The following is a 17,023-nucleotide window of genomic DNA, read 5'->3' on the forward strand; positions in this document are numbered from 1 at the left end:
CAGACGGGGTATCAACATATCTGGCGTTGACTTTTGGCACGCTGTTGAGTTCTCAAGGAACGGACGCTTCCTTCGTACTCACCCTCTCGGGCTTTCCTCCGGGCGCTTCCCTTCGGTCTTACGTTTCCGACTCTACCAGATCCTTTCGGTCCTGATTCCCTGTCGGCGGGATTTGCCGTGAGGCTTCGGCTTTCGCCTGTCGGCCTTTCGACATTCACTACGTTAGCCGACTCCCCCGCCAACTCATAATCGAGTCCCGCGAGTTCCGAATTCAGGCATGCGAGCACGCCGAATTCGCCCCCAGCGAGGGGGAGTCGTAGGTAGTGGTTTGGCCGCTCCGGCTGCTGGCGATCGCCGTACCCGGTTCAGCGGCTCGGGCCACGTTACGCATCTTCGGGGGGCGAGTCAACTTCGGCGGCGCCTGGGCACGTGGGCCCGATAGGGGCTCACCGTCGGGTCGTTGGCGATCCAGAAGCGCCAGGGATGGACGCCTCCGTCGCCGGCCACTCCGGTGCGCGGGCCGTTGCCTACCTGGTCGGGGGTCACGGGGGTACCCGCCAGGACCCGCAGAGGTGTGTCCCCGGCGGCACACGCGTCCGTGCCGTCCAGTGCGCGGTCCACGCCCAGGGCCGTGGCCAGTCGGGCCGGGCCTTTGGCCAGTTCCATGTCGTTTCGGGCCGAAAGTCGACGTTTGCGGGCCAGTTCGGCCCCTTCGACGATCTCGCCGGCGCGGAGGAGGACGGCGCTCGACTCCCCCTCCGGACCACACACCAGGTTCATACAGAACCACATGCCGTAGGTGAAGTAGACGTACACGTGTCCAGGCGGACCGAACATCACGCCGTTGCGGGCCGTGCGGCCGCGATAGGCGTGGGAGCCGGGGTCGTTCGGACCGTCGTAGGCCTCGACCTCCGTGAGGCGCAGGGTGATCGGACCGTCCGGGGTGGTGCGTACGAGCAAGCGGCCCAGGAGGTCGGGGGCGACCTCCAGTACAGGCCGGTCGAAGAACGCTCTGGCCAGGGGCGTACGGTCGGGGGTCGCGATCATGCCGTCCGAGGGTAGTGCAGACGGGTGGGTGCGACGGGGTGGTCAGGGGGCGTTCGCCTTGCCAGGGTGAGAGCCCGGAACCGGGCGCGGTCGGATCGCGTTTGTATGGATCAAGCACCCGCGCGCGTGAAGCGCCGGAAGCGTAAGAAGCAGGACGACGGAACCGATGGAACAGGCGGTGCCCGAGGGGCCGCTTGGAGAGGGAGAGACATGGCGTTCAAGAAGCTGCTCGCGAGCCTGGGTGCCGGCGGGGCTTCGGTGGAGACGGTGCTGACCGAGGTCAACGTCGTTCCGGGTGGTGTCGTCCAGGGCGAGGTGCGGATCCAGGGCGGGTCCGTCGACCAGCAGATCGAGGCGCTGTCGGTCGGGCTGCAGGCCAAGGTCGAGGTCGAGAGCGGCGACCAGGAGTACAAGCAGGACATCGAGTTCACGAAGCAGCGGCTCGGCGGTGCCTTCGAGCTGAAGGCGAACGCCGTGCACGTGGTGCCGTTCGGGCTGGAGATCCCGTGGGAGACGCCGATCACGATGATCGACGGCCGGGCGCTGCCCGCAATGCACATCGGGGTGACCACGGAACTGGAGATCGCCCGCGCGGTGGACTCCGGTGACCTGGACCCGGTCAACGTGCACCCGCTGCCGGCGCAGAAGGCGATCCTGGACGCCTTCATCCAGCTGGGCTTCCGGTTCAAGAACGCGGACATGGAGCGCGGCCACATCCGGGGTACGCGGCAGAAGCTGCCGTTCTACCAGGAGATCGAGTTCCTGCCGCCGCAGCAGTACCGGGGGCTGAACCAGGTGGAGTTGAGCTTCGTCGCGGACCAGAACGCGATGGACGTCGTCCTGGAGATGGACAAGAAGCCGGGCCTGTTCAGCGAGAGCAGCGACACCTTCCGCTCGTTCCAGGTGGGTCTGCAGGACTACCAGGGCACCGACTGGGCGGCGTACCTCAACCAGTGGCTGTCCGAGGTCGGCAGCAAGCGCAACTGGTTCTAGGCTCGGAAGCACTCACTCCAGAACCGATTCAGGAGGTACCGAGGTGACCGAGCTCAAGCGGCGGCCGCTCCCCCATGACTTCCACCCGCCCGTCCCGTCGTTCACGGTGACGAGCGAGGACGTCGCGGAGGGGGCGACGCTCAAGGAAGCTCAGGTCTACGCGGCCGGCAACACCTCGCCGCAGCTGCGGTGGGAGGGCTTCCCGGCCGAGACCAAGAGCTTCGCCGTGACGTGCTACGACCCCGATGCCCCGACGGGCAGCGGGTTCTGGCACTGGGTCGTGTTCGACATCCCGGCCTCGGTGACCGAGTTGCCGGTGGGTGCGGGCAGCGGCAAGTTCGAGGGGCTGCCGGAGGGTGCCGTACACGCGCGGAACGACTACGGGTCGAAGGACTTCGGTGGTGCCGCGCCGCCGCCGGGGGACGGGTCGCACCGGTACGTCTTCACGGTGTACGCGGTGGATGAGGAGAAGCTCGGTCCCGACTCGGACGCCAGCCCGGCGTACGTGGGCTTCAACCTGCGCTTCCACACGCTGGCGCGTGCCCAGCTGATCGGTGAGTACGAGGTGCCTGCCGAAGACTGACATTCACGGAACGTTTGCCCGCCTCTGGTCTTGGAAGTGATCAGGGGCGGGCATTTTTTATTGCGTTGTCCATCTCGGCATGCCCGGCCAGAGTTGATCCGAGCCCGCCAGGGGGTGGGCCGGTGCACACGGGAGGTGGGCTGACATGCGGGACACGCTGGTATTGAACGCGAGCTTCGAGCCGCTGTCGACGGTGACGTTGAACCGAGCCGTCGTTCTGGTGCTTCAGGACAAGGCTGTTGTCGAGCAGTCCCACCCCGAACTGCGCATGCGCGGAGCCGCGGTCGACATACCGGCGCCCCGGGTGATCAGGTTGTGCAGGTATGTACGGGTGCCGTTCCGAAGACAAGCCCCGTGGTCGAGGCGGGGTGTCCTGGTACGCGACCGGCACAGGTGCGCGTACTGCGGAAGGCGGGCGACGACCGTGGACCACGTGGTGCCGCGGTCGCAGGGTGGTCAGGACACCTGGCTGAACACGGTGGCCTCGTGCGCGCAGGACAACCACCGCAAGGCGAACCGGACTCCGGACGAGGCGGGTATGCCGCTGTTGCGGCTGCCGTTCGAGCCGAGTCCTGCGGACGCGATGCTGTTGTCGCTGGGCCACGAGGACTTCGGGGCACTGCCGGAGTGGCTGGCTCAGCCCGCGGCCTAGGCTGCACCTTACGTGGATCCGGGGCCCACCTCCGTCGGGAGGTGGGCCCCGGTCTCGTATGGCAGCCGTCAGTCGATCGACGGCTTCTCGCGGCGTTCCGTGCCCGTGCCGCCGTTGCCGGAGTTGCCTCCGCCGCCCGAACCGCCGCCCATGCCACCGAAGTTGCCCATGGCTCCGGACAGGCCCTTGAGGGCGTCGCCGATTTCGCTGGGGACGATCCAGAGCTTGTTGGCGTCTCCCTCGGCGATCTTCGGGAGCATCTGGAGGTACTGGTAGGACAGGAGCTTCTGGTCGGGGTCTCCGGCGTGGATCGCCTCGAAGACCGTACGGACGGCCTGGGCCTCGCCCTCGGCGCGCAGGGCGGCGGCCTTTGCCTCACCCTCGGCGCGCAGGATCTGGGACTGCTTCTCACCTTCGGCGGTGAGAATGGCGGCCTGGCGCGTACCTTCCGCGGTGAGGATCGCGGCGCGCTTGTCACGGTCGGCGCGCATCTGCTTCTCCATCGAGTCCTGGATGGAGGTCGGCGGCTCGATTGCCTTCAGTTCCACGCGGTTGACGCGGATGCCCCACTTGCCGGTGGCCTCGTCGAGGACGCCACGCAGGGCCGCGTTGATCTCCTCACGGGAGGTCAGGGTCCGCTCGAGGTCCATGCCACCGATGATGTTGCGGAGCGTGGTGACCGTGAGCTGCTCGATGGCCTGGATGTAGCTGGCGACTTCGTAGGTCGCGGCCCGGGCGTCGGTCACCTGGTAGTAGATGACCGTGTCGATGTTCACGACCAGGTTGTCCTGGGTGATCACCGGCTGGGGCGGGAACGGCACGACCTGTTCACGCAGGTCGATGCGGTTACGGATGGTGTCGATGAACGGGACGACGATGTTGAGGCCCGCGTTGAGCGTCCGCGTGTAGCGCCCGAAGCGCTCCACGATGGCGGCGCTCGCCTGTGGGATGACCTGAATCGTCTTGATCAAAGCGATGAAGACCAACACCACCAGGATGATCAAGACGATGATGACCGGTTCCATCGTGCTCCCCGTACCCTTCTCCGCCTCGGCGCTTTCGGAAGATCTTATGTCTGTTGAAGATCTTGCTGGTCGAGTCTGTCAGACCGTGATGTGCCTCGTGGGGCGTTCGGTTCAGTTACGTCATGCCTGTGTCCTGCAAGGTCACATGACGATCGCCGTCGCACCCTCGATCTCCACGACGTCCACTTCCTCGCCCACTTCGTAGGCGCGGTCGGTAGCAAGAGAGCGGGCGGACCAGACCTCCCCGGCGAGCTTGATCCGGCCGCCGGATCCGTCGACGCGCTCCAGCACCACGGCCTGTCTCCCCTTCAACGCCTCCACACCGGTGGCGAATTGGGGTCGCTGTGAGCGATGCCGGGCGGCGATGGGCCGTACGACGGCGATCAGGGCGACCGATACGGCGGCGAAGACGAGTACCTGGACGGTGATGCCCCCGCCGACCGCGGCCGTGACCGCCGCGGCGGCGGCGCCCGCCGCGAGCATGCCCAACTCCGGCATCGCGGTCACCACGAGCGGGATTCCGAGCGCTACCGCGCCGACGAGCCACCACACCCATGCGTCGATGTCGTTCACATGGTCATGGTAGGTCCGCAGGTACTGCCTCCGACAGGGCGCCGGAGCCTCGGAAGAGGCTTCTTGCCCAGGGGAGTTCGCAGGATCAGGCCATCGGGAGGCCCTGCGCGGTCCAGCGCTCGCCGACCTGTTCGACGACGAGCGGGAGGCCGAAGCAGAGGGAGAGGTTGCGGGAGGTGAGTTCGAGCTCCAGCGGACCGGCGGCGAGGACCTTGCCCTGGCGGATCATCAGGACGTGGGTGAAGCCGGGAGCGATCTCCTCGACGTGGTGGGTGACCATGAGCATCGAGGGGGCGATCGGGTCGCGCGCGAGACGGCCGAGACGGCGTACGAGGTCCTCGCGGCCGCCGAGGTCGAGGCCGGCGGCGGGCTCGTCGAGGAGCAGCAGCTCGGGGTCGGTCATGAGGGCACGGGCGATCAGGGTGCGCTTGCGCTCGCCCTCGGAGAGCGTGCCGAACTTGCGCTCCAGGTAGTCGCTCATGCCGAGGCGGTCGAGGAAGGCGCGGGCGCGCTGCTCGTCGATCTCCTCGTACTCCTCCTGCCAGCCGGCGGTCATGCCGTACGCGGCGGTCAGCACGGTCTGCAGGACCGTCTGGCGCTTGGGCAGCTTGTCCGCCATGGCGATGCCGGCCATGCCGATGCGGGGGCGCAGTTCGAAGACGTCGGTGCCGGGGGTGCCGAGGGTCTCGCCGAGGATGGTGGCGGTGCCCTTGCTGGGGTACAGGTAGCTGGACGCGACGTTCAGGAGGGTGGTCTTGCCGGCGCCGTTCGGGCCGAGGATGACCCAGCGCTCGCCCTCCTTGACCGACCAGGAGACCTGGTCCACCAGAGCCCGGCCCTCGCGGACCACGGATACGTCCTGAAGCTCCAGAACATCGCTCATGAGCGCGTTGTCTCCCCTTGCAGTGTGGCCGGTCTCGGCTGTCGCGTTCGCCTGTGGCGCGGTCCGCCGCGCCGGTGGGCGCAGCCCTCAAGGAAATCTACGCCACCGGTCGGCCGCTCCATTCCATCGGTCCTGTCCTTAGGGTGGAGGCATGCTCTCGGAACCACGCTCTGGACTCCTTGCCGCTTGGGGAAATGCCCTGTTGGCCGGATTTGTCTCACCGGACGACGCCGTACTCGCGATCGTCGGCGAGGACGCCGTGCACCGGGTGGAGGGGGTGCCGGGTGAGTCGGCGCCCGTGGGTCTCACGCTCGCGCTGGGGAGGCTGCGGTCGCTCGGTGTGACGGGGCTGCGGGTCGCGCTGCCTGCGCCCGGGCATCCGCTGGGGCTGAGCGGGCCGCCGGAGTTCAACGCGCGGGCGTTGGAGCCCGAGGAGGCGGTGATCTGTTACGGCGCCGCGCTCGGGCTGGTGCCCGAGGTGTACGAGGCCGGGCCCGACGGCGATGTCCATGTCGAGGTCGTGTGGCACTGCCTTGCCGTGCGGGAGGCGCCGCCCGCCGATGTGCCGTCGCTCGGGGAGGCCGAGCGGGAGCTGGCGGAGGCGCTGCGGGACGCGACCGAGGTGCTGACGCGGCTGGACGTGGCGGGGTCGGGACCGATGGCTGAGGCGGCGATCGACGCGTATCGGGCGCGGGCCGAGCGGGGGCGGGAGGTGTTGGCGCCGGGGTATCCGCCGCGAGCGGTGCGGGTGCTGGAGCTGGCGCAGCGGGTGGGGTTGCTGGTGTCGCTGGCGTACGAGCACGGACACGGGGGTGCGGTGAGCGCGTCCGAGATGTCGGCGCGGGGTGTGGCCTTGCGGCCGGTGGAGCGGACCGCTCGGCGGGCGACTGTGGCGGCGTACAACGCGTATGTGGAGGAGCGGGAGCGGGGCGTTCGCTGAGCGTCGGTGGTGCTGGTGAGCGATGTGGGTGCTCGGGAGTGGGCTGCGGGTCCGGGAAGGCATGAGGATTGCGTGTCCGACCCGGCCGCGGATCGTGCGCTGATCAAGGCCGGAGAGATCCGGAACGGTAAGGAAATTCGAGGCCAAGCGCCCGTTCGGATCATTCGAGCGAGAAGCTGACCGGCCTCCCGGGGAACCCCCGGGAGGCCGAAGTCATGACCTGCTCGGCGACTGGCGTCAGTGGTTGATGCCCAGGTTGCCGAAGGCGGGGTTCAGCACACCGATCACGTTCACGCTGTTGCCGACCGCGTTCACCGGGACGTGCACCGGGGCCTGGACGAGGTTGCCCGAGACGACACCCGGCGAGCCCACGGCCTTGCCGTCGGCGATCGCTCCGTCGGTGGCGGAGGCCATACCGGCACCGGCGGCGATCAGTCCACCGGCCACCATCGTCACGGCCGCTGCCTTCTTCAGGTTCTTCACTTCTGAGCCCTCCCTAGTGATTGCCGCGACAGTCGCCGCAGCACGCACTGGAGAACGGCGGAGGTCCGCGAAGGATGCGCCATCCGGGGGACATTCCCACGACGGTATGAATCTCAGTCCGGAGCGGAACCCTCCAGATTGCCGTACGGAACGATTGTCAGCCGGTCATGCCATGGCGTACGGCCCACAGAGCCGCCTGTGTGCGGTCCGCCAGGTCGAGCTTCATCAGGATGTTCGACACGTGCGTCTTGACGGTCTTCTCGGAGAGCACCAGTGCACGGGCGATCTCCCGGTTGGAGCGGCCGTCCGCTATCAGCCCGAGCACCTCGCGCTCCCGCTCGGTGAGCGAACCGCCTCTCCCCTGGCCGGAGTTGCTCTCCTCCTGGGACAACAGCGCACCCGCGACCTCGGGTTGGAGCAGGATGTGTCCCGCGTGGACGGAACGGATGGCGCCGGCCAGGGCGTCGGGGTCGACGTCCTTGTACACGTACCCCGCGGCGCCCGCGCGCAGGGCCGGTACGACCGTGCGCTGTTCGGTGAAGCTGGTGACGATCAGCACACGCGCGGGGTTGTTCAGCTCGCGGAGCTTGCGCAGCGCGTCGACCCCGTCCATGCCCGGCATCTTGACGTCCATGAGGACGACGTCGGGTTTCAGTTCCTCGGCGCGGGCGACGCCTTCGGCGCCGTCGGCCGCCTCGCCCACGACCTCGATGTCGTCCTGCACTTCGAGGAAGGTGCGCAGGCCCCGGCGGACCACTTGGTGGTCGTCGACGAGCAGCACCTTGATTGCGTCAGCCACCGGGGACCTCCATCTCGATGGTGGTGCCCTTGCCGGGCGCCGATTCCACGGTCAGTGCGCCGCCGGCCCCGCTCGTCCGGTCCCGCATGGAGACCAGGCCGAGGTGGCGTCCCGCACGGCGTATCCCCTGGGGGTCGAAGCCGCTGCCGTCGTCCGTCACCCGCAGGACGGCTCCGCCGCCGCGCCGGTCCAGGGTCACGTCGACATGCTCGGCGCCCGAGTGCCGCAGGGCGTTGTGCAGGGCCTCCTGGGCGACGCGCAGCACTGACTCCTCCTGGGCGGCGGGCAGGGCGCGCACTCCGAGGCTTGTGAAGGTCACGCGCGCGGCGTGGGCGCGGTCGAGGACCTGGATGTGGGTGCGGAGGGTCGCGACGAGGCCGTCCTCGTCCAGTGCCGCGGGGCGCAGCTCGACGACTGCCGCGCGCAGTTCGTCGGCGGCCTCGGCGGCGAGCACGGCCACCTGCTGCAGCTCGCCCTTGGCGCGGGACGGGTCGCGGTCGACCAGGGCCGCGGCGGCCTGGGCGGTCAGGCGCAGTGAGAACAGCTTCTGGCTGACCGCGTCGTGCAGTTCGTGGGCGAGGCGGGAGCGTTCCTCGGCGATGGTGAGCTCGCGGCTGCGTTCGTACAGGCGGGCGTTGGTGAGGGCGATCGCGGCGTGCTGGGCGAGGATCGCCAGGAGTTCCTCGTCCTCCTCGGTGAAGCCGCAGCTGCCTTCCGGCTCGGGGCGCGGGGGGTGTGGTGGGTTTCCCTCCGCAGGGCGCAGCTTGTTGGCCAGGAACAGCGCGCCGATGACCTCGTCGCCGTCGCGGATCGGCAGGCCCAGGAAGTCGGACATGTCGGGGTGGGCGGACGGCCAGCCCTCGAAGCGGGGGTCCTTGCGTACGTCGGCGATGCGCTCCGGCCTGGCCTCGTGCAGCATCGCGGCGAGGATGCCGTGCTGGCGCGGGAGGGGGCCGATGGCCTTCCACTGCGCGTCGCTGACGCCGTCGACCACGAACTGGGCGAAGCCACCGTGGTCGTCGGGCACGCCCAGGGCGGCGTACTGCGCGTCGAGCAGTTCGCGGGCCGAGGCGACGATCGTCTTGAGGACGTCGCGCACCTCGAGGTGCCTGCTCATGGCCAGCAGCGCCGTGCTCACCGCGGCGAGGCCGGACCGGGGGCCTTGACTCATGCCCTCACCGTACCGGCGGGGTGTGACAGTCCGTATCCGCCCTGTGGCGGCCGCCTCCTAGGCCGGGAGACCTAGGGCGAAGGGCCTCGCGGCTTTGCGGCCCGCGTCCGAGGCGGCGACCACTGCCCGGTTCCTACGTTGGGGGCACGCCGATCAGGAGGCGTCGAGGACGAGGGGACGTGTGTCATGCCGGTAGCGATCATCACGGGGGCCTCGAAGGGACTGGGGCGGGCGCTGGCCGACGCCCTGGCCGCCCGGGGCTGGGATCTGGTGCTCGACGCCAGAGGCGCTCAGGCCCTCACGGAGGCGGCGCGGGCCGTCTCCGCGCACGGGACGCGGGTGACGGCCCTGCCGGGGGACGTCACGGACGCCGGGCACCGGAGCGAGTTGGTGGCGGCAGCGTGGAAGCTCGGCGGGGTCGACCTGCTGGTGAACAACGCGAGCGCGCTGGGCGCCGAGCCGCTGGTGCGGCTGGAGAAGCTGCCCCTGGAGGGGCTGCGGCGGGCGCTGGAGGTCAACGTGGTGGCGGCGCTGGGGCTCGTCCAGGAGGCGCTGCCGCTGTTGCGGACGTCCGAGGCGGGCGCGGTCATCGCGGTCAGTTCGGACGCGGCCGCCGAGGCGTACGAGACGTGGGGCGGCTACGGGGCGTCCAAGGCGGCCCTGGACCATCTGGCGGCGGTGCTGGGCGAGGAGGAGCCCGGGCTGCGGGTGTGGGCGGTCGACCCGGGTGACATGGCGACGGACCTGTATGCGGCCGCCGTACCGGAGGACAGGGATCCGCGGCCGGATCCGGTCGGCGTGGTGCCGGCGTTCCTGCGGCTGCTGGACGAGCGGCCCGCGAGCGGGCGCTACGGGGCTCCCGCTCTGCTGGAGGAGCGATGACGCTGGCGGTACACGTCCCGGAGGAGCTGTCGGCGCGGGTGCCGGCCGAGCAGCGTGGGCCCGGGCTCGACCGGGATGCCGTACGGCTGCTCGTGTCACGAGGGACCGCGGTGTCGCACCACGCGTTCGTGGAGCTGCCCCGGCTGTTGCGGGCCGGGGACCTGCTCGTCGTGAACACCTCGCCCACGCTGGCCGCCGCCGTCGACGGGCGGGTCGGGCAGGCGCGCGTGGTGGTGCACTTCTCCACCCCCGGGGACGACGGGCGGTGGGCGGTCGAGCTGCGGGATCCCGACGAGAAGGGCACCACGCGCGCGCGTGCGGGCGGGCCCGCCGGAACGGAGGTGCGGCTGCCCGGGGGTGCGCCCGGTGGTGGGCGGCTGGTCCTGGAGGAGCCGCTGAGCACACAAGGCGAGCGGTTGTGGTGGGCGCGTGTGACGGGGGCGGAGGTCCTCGGCATGCTGAGGGAGCACGGGCGGCCCATTCGTTACTCCTACACGGAGCGGGACCAGCCGTTGTCCGTGTACCAGACGGTGTTCGCGCTGCCGTCGCCCGACGGAGCGGGCAGTGCGGAGATGCCGAGTGCGGCGCGGCCCTTCACCGCGCGGCTGGTGGCGGAGCTGGTGAGCCGGGGGGTGCAGTTCGCGCCGGTCACGCTGCACACCGGGGTGGCTTCGGCGGAGGCGCACGAGCCGCCGTATCCGGAGCGGTTCGCGGTGCCGGAGGCGTCCGCGCGGCTGATCAACGCGGTGAAGGCGGGGGACGGCAGGGTCGTGGCGGTGGGGACGACCGCCGTGCGGGCCGTGGAGTCTGCTGCCGGACCCGACGGAGTCGTACGCGCGCGTGCGGGGTGGACCGATCTCGTGGTGACCCCGGAACGCGGGGTGCGGGTGGTGGACGGGCTGCTGACGGGGCTGCACGAACCCGAGGCGTCGCATCTTCTGATGCTGGAGGCGGTCGCGGGGCGGGCGGCGGTCGACCGCAGTTACGGGGAGGCGCTGCGTGAGCTCTACCTGTGGCACGAGTTCGGGGACGTGCACCTCATCCTGCCGAAGGAGAGGCCTCACACAGAGCATTGCGTCAGCAACTCTTGGTGAGACTGCCGTGCCCCCGATGTGAGCCCGCACATAGGGCGCAGATCACGTACTAGGAGAAATAGGAGACAAACCCCTCCCGCGTGAACGGGGCAGACGTTCTGGTCTGTCCCGTTTTGCCCCTCCCCGATCCACTACCCGGGATCGTACGTCACACCTTTGCCTCGGGTTTTTGCGGCCGCTAAGAATGGCTGCCGTCGCTCAGAGCGCCGCGGGTTTTGCCCGCGGCGTTCGTGCCGGAAGCACCACCGTCCCCCACCGGACGCCGAGCGACTCCGCGCTATTCGAAGAGGTCCACGCACATGCTCAAGAACATCAAGACCCGAAGTCGTGCCCTGACCCGGACGCACAAGATCGCGATGACCGGTGTCGCCACGCTCGGCGCCGCCACCATCGCGTTCACCGCTGTTCCGGGCGGACAGACGACCACCGCCGAGGCGGCCGCCGCCCCGGCACGAGTGGCCTACAGCTCCGAGCAGCTCCAGGGCCTGCAGTCGGGTGTCACCGAGCAGCTCGCCGGTGCCGGCCTGAAGAGCCAGGCCGCCGAGGCGAAGAAGAAGGCCGAGGCGGACGCCAAGGCGAAGGCCAAGGCCGCCGCGGCCGCCGCGAAGAAGAAGGCCGCCGCGGCAGCCGCCAAGAAGAAGGCCGAGCAGGCGCGCAAGGCGAAGGAGGCCGCCAGCCGGTCCGCCAAGCGCGCCCAGGTCAAGGCCGTCGCCGCGAAGAAGAGCTACGCCAACAACCTCGACGGCTGGATCAAGGAGTCCCTGGACATCATGAAGTCCAAGGGCATCCCGGGTTCGTACAACGGTCTGTACCGGAACATCATCCGGGAGTCGTCGGGCAACCCGAACGCGATCAACAACTGGGACATCAACGCCATCAACGGCATCCCGTCGAAGGGGCTGCTCCAGGTCATCCCGCCGACCTTCAAGACGTACCACGTCCCGGGCACGTCCTGGAACATCTACGACCCGGTCGCCAACATCACCGCCGCCTGCAACTACGCGGCCGACAGGTACGGCTCCATGGACAACGTCGACAGCGCGTACTGAGGCCGCGCGGACCTCTTCACGCCGAAGGGCGGCACCCCCACCGGGGTGCCGCCCTTCACCGTCGTACAAGGCGTACGGCAGTGATCACTTGCGCATGACCTCGGGCTCGTGGCGGCGCAGGAAGCGGGCCACGAAGAAGCCGCAGATCACGCCGAGGACGATCAGGGCGGCCATGTCCATGCCCCAGGCGCCGACGGTGTGCTCCCACAGCGGGTCCGTGTCGCCGCCCTCCTTGGGCGGGCTGATCTTGTTGAAGTCCAGCGTGGCGCCCGCGGCGGCGACCGCCCAGCGGGACGGCATCAGGTACGAGAACTCGTTGACGCCGATCGAGCCGTTCAGGGTGAACAGGCAGCCGGTGAACACGACCTGGATGATCGCGAACATGACCAGCAGCGGCATGGTCTTCTCGGCCGTCTTCACCAGCGACGAGATGACCAGGCCGAACATCATCGAGGCGAAGCCCAGCGCCATGATCGGGATGGAGAGTTCGATCATGGTGGAGCTGCCGAGGACCAGGCCCTGCTCAGGGATCTCCCGGCTGGCGAACCCGATGACGCCGACCAGCAGGCCCTGGAACACGGTGATCAGGCCGAGCACGAACACCTTGGACATCAGGTACGCCGAGCGTGACAGGCCGGTGGCGCGCTCCCGCTCGTAGATGACCCGTTCCTTGATCAGCTCACGGACGGAGTTCGCGGCGCCCGCGAAGCAGGCGCCGACCGCGAGGATCAGCAGGACCGTGGTGGCCGTGCCGTTCGGGATGATCCGCCCGGTCTGCGGGTTGGCCGGATTGGGCAGCAGGCTGTTGCCCGAGTCGATGAGCAGGCTCACCGCGCCCAGGACCGCCGGCAGGATCACCATCAGCGCCAGGAAGCCCTTGTCGGAGGCGATCACCGAGGTGTAGCGGCGCACCAGCGTGACGAACTGGGACATCCAGCCCTGCGGCTTCGGCGGCTTCATCGCCTGCATCGGCGGCATCTGTACGGACTGCGGCGCAACGGCGTCGATGTCCGCGGCGTACATCTGGTAGTGCTGCGAGCCCTTCCAGCGGCCCGCCCAGTCGTAGTCGCGGTAGTTCTCGAAGGCGGAGAAGACATCGGCCCAGGTGTCGTAGCCGAAGAAGTTCAGCGCCTCCTCCGGCGGGCCGAAGTAGGCGACGCTGCCGCCGGGTGCCATCACGAGCAGCTTGTCGCAGATCGCCAGTTCTGCCACGGAGTGCGTGACGACGAGGACCGTACGGCCGTCGTCCGCCAGGCCGCGCAGCAGCTGCATGACGTCGCGGTCCATGCCCGGGTCGAGGCCGGAGGTCGGCTCGTCCAGGAAGATCAGCGACGGCTTGGTGAGCAGCTCCAGGGCCACGGAGACGCGCTTGCGCTGGCCACCGGAGAGGGAGGTGACCTTCTTCTCCTTGTGGATGTCCAGCTTGAGCTCGCGCAGCACCTCGCCTATACGGGCGTCGCGCTCGGCGGCCGTGGTGTCGGCCGGGAAGCGCAGCTTGGCCGCGTACTTGAGGGCCTTCTTGACGGTCAGTTCCTTGTGCAGGATGTCGTCCTGCGGGACCAGACCGATGCGCTGGCGCAGCTCGGCGAACTGCTTGTACAGGTTCCGGTTGTCGTAGAGGACGTCGCCCTGGTTGGCGGGGCGATAGCCCGTCAGCGCCTTGAGCAGCGTCGACTTGCCGGAGCCGGACGGGCCGATGACCGCGATCAGCGACTTCTCCGGGACGCCGAAGGAGACGTCCTTGAGGATCTGCTTGCCGCCGTCGACCGTGACGGTCAGATGGCGGGCCGAGAAGGACACCTCGCCGGTGTCGACGAACTCCTCGAGACGGTCGCCGACCAGACGGAACGTCGAGTGACCGACGCCGACGATGTCGTTCGGGCCCAGCAGCTGCGAGCCGCCCTTGGCGATCGGCTGGCCGTTGACGTACGTGCCGTTGTGCGAGCCCAGGTCGCGGATCTCGAAGCGGCCGTCGGGCGTGGCGTGGAACTCCGCGTGGTTGCGGGAGACCTGGAGGTCGGAGACCACCAGGTCGTTCTCCAGGGCGCGGCCGATACGCATGACGCGGCCGAGCGAGAACTGGTGGAACGTGGTCGGGCTGCGGTCGCCGTAGACCGGCGGCGCCCCCGCGCCACCACCGGGGCCCTGCTGCTGCGGGATCGACGGCGCCTGGTGGGCCTGTTGCGGCTGCTGCGGCTGCTGCGGCTGCTGCGGCTGCTGCGGCTGCTGCCAGCCGGCCGGCGGGGCCTGCTGCTGCGGCGGTGCCTGCGGCGCCCAGCCGGGATTCGCGCCCTGAGCCGCGTACGGCTGCTGCTGGGGCTGGGCCTGTGGCGAAGCCACGGCGGCCGCGGTGCCGGAGAGGCTGACCAACGGACCGTCGGTCGCGTTGCCCAGATGCACGGCCGTGCCCGGGCCGATCTCCAGGTGGTGGATCCGCTGCCCCTGCACGAACGTGCCGTTGGTGCTGCCGTGGTCTTCGATGACCCAACTGCGGCCGCTCCAGCTGATCGTGGCGTGACGCCAGGACACCCTGGCATCGTCGAGCACCACGTCCCCCTGCGGATCACGTCCGAGGGTGTATGGCCTGGACGGGTCGAGCGTCCAGGTCCGTCCATTCAATTCCAGTACGAGTTCCGGCACTCCATGCCCCACTGAGTAGTCCCCCGAGTTACCCCCAACACAGGGAGTCTAGGGATGTCGAACATCGTCGGGAACTATTTCAGGCTCGGCCCCCTGACCGAAAGTCGGGCCTTGTGAAGAAGGCATACGCCCGCTTCGGCTGTTTCCGTTGACGGGGTTGAAACCGGCCCGGAGAGTGGTAATCCACGCGAGGGGGACATGCGCGGCGACTCGGCCGCGTCGCGGATCGGGGGGTCTGCCATGAGTGCGTCCATGAGCGTCGAGACCACGAAGCCCGGCACGAGGCTGCCGTGGGGGGACATCCTGCTGTCCGCGATCGCCTGCGTGAGCTGGGCGTTGATCGGCATGGCGGGCACGGCCGCGCTCGGCCTGCATCTGCTCGAAGCCGATACGGCCGGTTCGCTCGGGCCGATGACCGCAGCGGTGGTGGCTCTTGGGGCGGGTGGTTCCGTCACGCCGTCCGGAGATGTGTCCGCGTTCGGTCTGACGGGCGCGGAGGCGGCCACCGCCATCGAGATCACGCCACTTGGGGTGAGCCTGGTCGGAGCGCTGCTGCTGTCGTGGTTCTTCCTACGGTCCCTGCGCGGGGCCGGAGTTGTGATCGCACCCTCCGAACTCCTCGCTCGTGCGGGCGCGGTGGTCGCGCTGTTCGTGGCGATGCTGGGCGGGCTGGCCTGGGCGGGACACGACATCATCACGATCGACGGAAGCGCACTGGGACTCGACGACCTGCCCGGCGGGGGTGGCGGCGGCATCGAGATCCCGGGGTTGGGCGACGTCGGGGACATCGGGGGGCTACTGCCCGACCAGGTCGGCGACCTCATCGACGCGAAGGCCGCGGTCGGCTTCACCGTCGACACCGCGCCGACGCTGCTCGGCGGGCTCGGCTGGTCGGCCGGGATCCTGCTGATCGCCCTGCTGGCCTCGCGCCGCACTCCGCTGCCGCGCGGTTGGGAGGCCGTGCACCGAGTCGTACGGCCGGCCGCTTCCGCCCTGGTCACGGTCCTGCTGGTGGCGGTGGCGGCCGGGTTCGCGGCGGCCGCGTACGCGGCGATCGGCGACGACCACCCGAAGCGGATCGCGGGGGCGGCGCTGCTGGGGGCGCCGAACGGCGTGTGGCTGGGCATCCCGATCGGCCTGTTCGTGCCGTTCGACGGCAGGGCGACAGGAGTGCTGACGAACTTCCTGCCGGCTCCGCTGGACGAACTGCTGAACTCCGAGTCCGACCAGTCCGTGACTCTGGGGCGGCTGGCGGACCTCGACGGGCGGGTGTGGCTGCTGGGGGTCGCGACGGCGCTGATGATGCTGCTGGCGGGGGTGCTGACGGCGGTGCGGACGCCGGTGGGTGTCGGGGGCGGCGGCGGTTCCGCGGTCGTACGGGATCCAGCCGTACGGGATCCAGCGGTACGGGATCCAGCCGTACGGGTACGGGATCCGGGCGCCCTCGGTTTCGCCGGGCGGTGTGCGCTGCGGCTGGGCATCGCCACGGCGCTGACCTTGCCGCTGCTCGCCTGGCTGACCGAGCTGTCCGTGGACGCCTCGCTGTCCGTGCTCGGCTTCGACGCGTTCGGCGCGGGGATCAACCTGCGCGGGAACCTCGGCATGGCGCTGCTGCTGGGCGCCGTGTGGGGTGCGGGCGCGGGTGCCGCCGGTGCGCTGCTCGCCCGGGCGGCCGGGGCGGCGGGGCGACAGGCGGCGCCGCCGGCACTGGGTGACGGGCGGTGGGGACAGGGGGCCGGGGGTGCCGGGCCTTCTGTGACGGTTGGGGGCGCCGGGCAGCTGACTGCCCCGTACGCAGGTGAGACCCGTGATTCTCATGAGGAACAGCAGAGGGATCCGCACGCGAGCGGGTCCGGGCCCTACGTCCCCGGCTCGCCGTACCGGCCGCCGAACCCTGCGACCAATCCGTATCTGCGGGTGCCGGACGAGTTACGGGAACCGGAGGACGCGCGGCCGGACGACGAGCCGCGTCGGCCCGGTGGCCCTCGGTCGCCCGGCGACGACGTGTATGGCGCGCCCACGATGGCCCGACCGATCGGGCCGCCGCCGCGGTGGCCCCGGAAGCCTTCCGGCTCACGGCCCGGGGAGCGGCCGTCGTCCGCGCCGGACGAGAGGCGGCCACCACCACCACCGCCACCGCCTCCTCCGCCGCCACCGCCTCCGCCTCCGCCTCCGCCTCCGGGGAGGCCGAAGGGACGCCAGTGATCCC

Annotated in this window: 16 protein-coding genes; 8 read left to right on the forward strand and 8 right to left on the reverse strand. The window is 69.8% G+C overall.

Going from position 1 to position 17,023, the window contains the following annotated elements; genetic code table 11:
• Positions 1 to 405: 405 nt before the first annotated feature.
• Positions 406 to 1,047: a DNA-3-methyladenine glycosylase gene (locus ADK57_RS42720; RefSeq protein ID WP_053755157.1), complete on the reverse strand. Its 642-nt coding sequence runs from the start codon at positions 1,045 to 1,047 to the stop codon at positions 406 to 408.
• A 210-nt stretch (positions 1,048 to 1,257) separates the two neighbouring features.
• Here ADK57_RS42720 and ADK57_RS42725 point away from each other — a divergent pair, with 210 nt between their 5' ends.
• From ADK57_RS42725 to ADK57_RS42735, 3 genes are all read left to right on the forward strand, one after another.
• On the forward strand, positions 1,258 to 2,040 hold the full coding sequence (locus ADK57_RS42725) for a sporulation protein (RefSeq protein WP_053755158.1): 783 nt from the start codon (positions 1,258 to 1,260) through the stop codon (positions 2,038 to 2,040).
• A gap of 43 nt (positions 2,041 to 2,083) precedes the next feature.
• Positions 2,084 to 2,623 carry a YbhB/YbcL family Raf kinase inhibitor-like protein gene (locus tag ADK57_RS42730; protein ID WP_053755159.1) on the forward strand — a complete coding sequence of 180 codons (540 nt, stop codon included), beginning with the start codon at positions 2,084 to 2,086 and terminating at the stop codon, positions 2,621 to 2,623.
• A 145-nt stretch (positions 2,624 to 2,768) separates the two neighbouring features.
• The gene (locus tag ADK57_RS42735) at positions 2,769 to 3,275 is read left to right on the forward strand and encodes an HNH endonuclease (RefSeq protein WP_053755160.1); all 507 of its coding nucleotides are present in this window, start codon (positions 2,769 to 2,771) and stop codon (positions 3,273 to 3,275) included.
• A 68-nt stretch (positions 3,276 to 3,343) separates the two neighbouring features.
• On the opposite strand, the gene ADK57_RS42740 is transcribed toward ADK57_RS42735, so the two are convergent.
• The 3 genes from ADK57_RS42740 to ADK57_RS42750 all read right to left on the reverse strand — a co-directional run bounded on the left by ADK57_RS42740 (position 3,344) and on the right by ADK57_RS42750 (position 5,756).
• Positions 3,344 to 4,300, reverse strand: a complete 957-nt coding sequence (locus ADK57_RS42740; RefSeq protein WP_053755161.1) for an SPFH domain-containing protein — start codon at positions 4,298 to 4,300, stop codon at positions 3,344 to 3,346.
• 141 nt (positions 4,301 to 4,441) lie between these two features.
• Positions 4,442 to 4,873, reverse strand: a complete 432-nt coding sequence (locus tag ADK57_RS42745) for an NfeD family protein (protein WP_053755162.1) — start codon at positions 4,871 to 4,873, stop codon at positions 4,442 to 4,444.
• 85 nt (positions 4,874 to 4,958) lie between these two features.
• Positions 4,959 to 5,756, reverse strand: coding sequence for an ABC transporter ATP-binding protein (locus ADK57_RS42750; protein WP_053755163.1), 798 nt, complete (start codon positions 5,754 to 5,756; stop codon positions 4,959 to 4,961).
• A gap of 151 nt (positions 5,757 to 5,907) precedes the next feature.
• Between ADK57_RS42750 and ADK57_RS42755 the strand changes: the two genes are divergently transcribed.
• Positions 5,908 to 6,696: a hypothetical protein gene (locus ADK57_RS42755; RefSeq protein ID WP_053755164.1), complete on the forward strand. Its 789-nt coding sequence runs from the start codon at positions 5,908 to 5,910 to the stop codon at positions 6,694 to 6,696.
• A 237-nt stretch (positions 6,697 to 6,933) separates the two neighbouring features.
• Here ADK57_RS42755 and chpE read toward each other — a convergent pair whose 3' ends face one another.
• The 3 genes from chpE to ADK57_RS42770 form a co-directional block, all read right to left on the reverse strand.
• Positions 6,934 to 7,179, reverse strand: coding sequence for a chaplin ChpE (chpE, locus tag ADK57_RS42760; RefSeq protein ID WP_053755165.1), 246 nt, complete (start codon positions 7,177 to 7,179; stop codon positions 6,934 to 6,936).
• Positions 7,180 to 7,336: 157 nt separating this feature from the next.
• Complete coding sequence (locus ADK57_RS42765) at positions 7,337 to 7,978, reverse strand: response regulator (RefSeq protein WP_053755166.1); 642 nt, start codon at positions 7,976 to 7,978, stop codon at positions 7,337 to 7,339.
• On the reverse strand, positions 7,971 to 9,149 hold the full coding sequence (locus tag ADK57_RS42770; protein WP_053755167.1) for a GAF domain-containing sensor histidine kinase: 1,179 nt from the start codon (positions 9,147 to 9,149) through the stop codon (positions 7,971 to 7,973). The genes ADK57_RS42765 and ADK57_RS42770 overlap by 8 nt, the downstream gene beginning before the upstream one ends.
• A gap of 186 nt (positions 9,150 to 9,335) precedes the next feature.
• On the opposite strand from ADK57_RS42770, the gene ADK57_RS42775 reads away from it, so the two are divergent.
• The 3 genes from ADK57_RS42775 to ADK57_RS42785 all read left to right on the forward strand — a co-directional run bounded on the left by ADK57_RS42775 (position 9,336) and on the right by ADK57_RS42785 (position 12,174).
• Complete coding sequence (locus ADK57_RS42775) at positions 9,336 to 10,031, forward strand: SDR family NAD(P)-dependent oxidoreductase (RefSeq protein ID WP_053755168.1); 696 nt, start codon at positions 9,336 to 9,338, stop codon at positions 10,029 to 10,031.
• Positions 10,028 to 11,125 (forward strand): S-adenosylmethionine:tRNA ribosyltransferase-isomerase, encoded by a 1,098-nt coding sequence (locus ADK57_RS42780; protein WP_053755169.1) that lies wholly within the window; start codon positions 10,028 to 10,030, stop codon positions 11,123 to 11,125. Before ADK57_RS42775 ends, ADK57_RS42780 begins: the two co-directional genes overlap by 4 nt.
• Before the next feature lie 299 nt (positions 11,126 to 11,424).
• Positions 11,425 to 12,174 (forward strand): transglycosylase SLT domain-containing protein, encoded by a 750-nt coding sequence (locus ADK57_RS42785; protein ID WP_053755170.1) that lies wholly within the window; start codon positions 11,425 to 11,427, stop codon positions 12,172 to 12,174.
• An 84-nt stretch (positions 12,175 to 12,258) separates the two neighbouring features.
• On the opposite strand, the gene ADK57_RS42790 is transcribed toward ADK57_RS42785, so the two are convergent.
• Positions 12,259 to 14,826, reverse strand: a complete 2,568-nt coding sequence (locus ADK57_RS42790; RefSeq protein WP_053755171.1) for an FHA domain-containing protein — start codon at positions 14,824 to 14,826, stop codon at positions 12,259 to 12,261.
• A 240-nt stretch (positions 14,827 to 15,066) separates the two neighbouring features.
• Here ADK57_RS42790 and ADK57_RS49615 point away from each other — a divergent pair, with 240 nt between their 5' ends.
• Positions 15,067 to 17,019, forward strand: a complete 1,953-nt coding sequence (locus ADK57_RS49615; RefSeq protein ID WP_420711972.1) for a streptophobe family protein — start codon at positions 15,067 to 15,069, stop codon at positions 17,017 to 17,019.
• The last annotated feature ends 4 nt before the right edge of the window (positions 17,020 to 17,023 follow it).

The sequence above is a fragment of the Streptomyces sp. MMG1533 genome, from assembly GCF_001279775.1.
In the GTDB taxonomy this organism is placed as follows: Bacteria; Actinomycetota; Actinomycetes; order Streptomycetales; family Streptomycetaceae; genus Streptomyces.

Excerpts from the sequence above, each read along its gene's own strand:
- ADK57_RS42755 (WP_053755164.1), top strand. The coding sequence starts at position 5,908 with ATGCTCTCGGAACCACGCTCTGGACTCCTTGCCGCTTGGGGAAATGCC.
- ADK57_RS42720 (WP_053755157.1), bottom strand. The coding sequence starts at position 1,047 with ATGATCGCGACCCCCGACCGTACGCCCCTGGCCAGAGCGTTCTTCGAC.
- ADK57_RS42750 (WP_053755163.1), bottom strand. The coding sequence starts at position 5,756 with ATGAGCGATGTTCTGGAGCTTCAGGACGTATCCGTGGTCCGCGAGGGC.
- ADK57_RS42780 (WP_053755169.1), top strand. The coding sequence starts at position 10,028 with ATGACGCTGGCGGTACACGTCCCGGAGGAGCTGTCGGCGCGGGTGCCG.
- ADK57_RS42770 (WP_053755167.1), bottom strand. The coding sequence starts at position 9,149 with ATGAGTCAAGGCCCCCGGTCCGGCCTCGCCGCGGTGAGCACGGCGCTG.
- ADK57_RS42785 (WP_053755170.1), top strand. The coding sequence starts at position 11,425 with ATGCTCAAGAACATCAAGACCCGAAGTCGTGCCCTGACCCGGACGCAC.
- ADK57_RS42735 (WP_053755160.1), top strand. The coding sequence starts at position 2,769 with ATGCGGGACACGCTGGTATTGAACGCGAGCTTCGAGCCGCTGTCGACG.
- ADK57_RS49615 (WP_420711972.1), top strand. The coding sequence starts at position 15,067 with ATGAGCGTCGAGACCACGAAGCCCGGCACGAGGCTGCCGTGGGGGGAC.
- ADK57_RS42775 (WP_053755168.1), top strand. The coding sequence starts at position 9,336 with ATGCCGGTAGCGATCATCACGGGGGCCTCGAAGGGACTGGGGCGGGCG.
- ADK57_RS42740 (WP_053755161.1), bottom strand. The coding sequence starts at position 4,300 with ATGGAACCGGTCATCATCGTCTTGATCATCCTGGTGGTGTTGGTCTTC.
- ADK57_RS42725 (WP_053755158.1), top strand. The coding sequence starts at position 1,258 with ATGGCGTTCAAGAAGCTGCTCGCGAGCCTGGGTGCCGGCGGGGCTTCG.